The sequence below is a fragment of the Ideonella sp. P3_A4 genome, assembly GCF_056403075.1.
This window is the reverse complement of the sequence record NZ_JBFUGE010001019.1, coordinates 1-1,468: the sequence shown is the minus strand read 5'-3', so window position 1 is coordinate 1,468 and position 1,468 is coordinate 1. Positions and strand designations below refer to the sequence as shown.

Annotated in this window: 2 protein-coding genes; one reads left to right on the top strand and one right to left on the bottom strand. The window is 68.8% G+C overall.

Annotated elements, in window-relative coordinates:
- The coding region (locus AC1DYI_RS35435; protein ID WP_477208780.1) for an ATP-binding cassette domain-containing protein at positions 1-897 on the top strand (897 nt) is incomplete at its 5' end.
- Here the strand turns inward: AC1DYI_RS35435 and AC1DYI_RS35430 are convergent.
- On the bottom strand, positions 894-1,400 hold the full coding sequence (locus AC1DYI_RS35430; RefSeq protein ID WP_477208779.1) for a DUF1579 domain-containing protein: 507 nt from the start codon (positions 1,398-1,400) through the stop codon (positions 894-896). The two genes, AC1DYI_RS35435 and AC1DYI_RS35430, sit on opposite strands and share 4 nt — an antisense overlap.
- Between the last annotated feature and the right edge of the window lie 68 nt (positions 1,401-1,468).

Sequence of the window (1,468 nt, the reverse complement as noted above, 5' to 3'; positions counted from 1 at the left end):
GCCCTGGGCGGCACGGTGACCGAAGGCAAGGGCCTGTCGATCGGCTACTTCGCACAGCAGGAAATGGACTTGCTGCATGCGGACGACACGCCGCTGCAGCACATGGTGCGACTGGCTCGTACCGTCGGGCCGGAGGCACGGGAGCAAGAGCTGCGCGACTTCCTTGGCCAGTTCCGCTTCGTCGGCGAGATGGTGCACCAGACCATCGGCACGTTGTCGGGCGGCGAGAAGGCGCGCCTGGTGCTCGGCTCGCTGGTCTGGCAGCGCCCCAACCTCTTGCTGCTGGACGAACCGACCAACCACCTGGACCTGACGACGCGCGAAGCGCTGTCAATGGCGCTGAACGAGTTCGAAGGCTCGGTGATGCTGGTCAGCCACGACCGCGCGTTGCTGCGCGAGGTCTGCGACGAGTTCTGGCTCGTGGCCGACGGTGCGCTGAAACCTTTCGACGGCGACCTGGACGACTACCAGCGCTGGCTGCTGGACCGCAGCCGCGAGGCGGCACGGGCCCTGTCGGGCAAGCAACCCGCGCCGGCCCCCGCGCCTGTTGCGGCCGCACCGGCCCCCAAGGCCAACTCAGCGCCGGCGGCCAAGGCACCCGCTCCGGCCCCGGCGGCTCGCGACGACCGCAAGGCGGCCGCGCAAGCCCGCGCCAAGCTGGCCGACCGCACCCGCCCGCTGCGCAACGAGGTGCTGAAGATCGACCAGCGGCTCGCCAAGCTGCATGCCGAGCAGGCCGCCGTGGAAGCGCAGCTGGCCAAGCCCGGCCTGGCTGGCGAGCAGTTCGGCGAGCTCGGCCGCCAACTCTCCCACGTGCAGGCCGAGGTCGCGATGCTCGAAGAGCGCTGGCTCGAACTGCACACCGAGATCGAGGCGATGACTTCAGCTGGCTCTTAGTCGGCGGCGACCCGCTCGAAGTCCATCTCCCAGTTGGTCTCCCAGGTCTTGCCGCCGTCGGTCGAAAAGGCCTGCTCCCAACGCGGCGCCTCGCTGCGGGTGCGCAGCCACAGGAAGCGCACCTTGATCGACTGGTCGCGGAAGGTGTCGTCGGCGTAGAACACGCCGTCGCCGCCTTCGAACTTGYCGACCATCGGCACGTCGATCTGGCGGAAGCGCGCATCCAGCCACCAGATCGACCACTGCTTGTTCTCCGGATCCCAGCAGCGGATGGTCGACGCGCGGTAGCGGCCGCTCGGCGCGTCGAGCACGTTGTGGTCGACGTTCCCCTGCCCGCCCATCAGCGGCTGCATGTGGCAGACACCTTCGAACAGGTCCCATTCGGTGCAGTTGGCCAGGCGGTCGCGCAGACGGCGGTGGTGCACGCGCCAATGGCCGAACAGCGGGTCGAAATCGTGGCAGCTGCCTTCGTGCGGGGTGGTCAGGTCGTGGATCGTGGGCATGGTGGTCTCCTTGGGGTCGTGGTGGTGGGGATGGATCAAGCGCGGGGTGAGCGCTCGGTGGGTTCAAG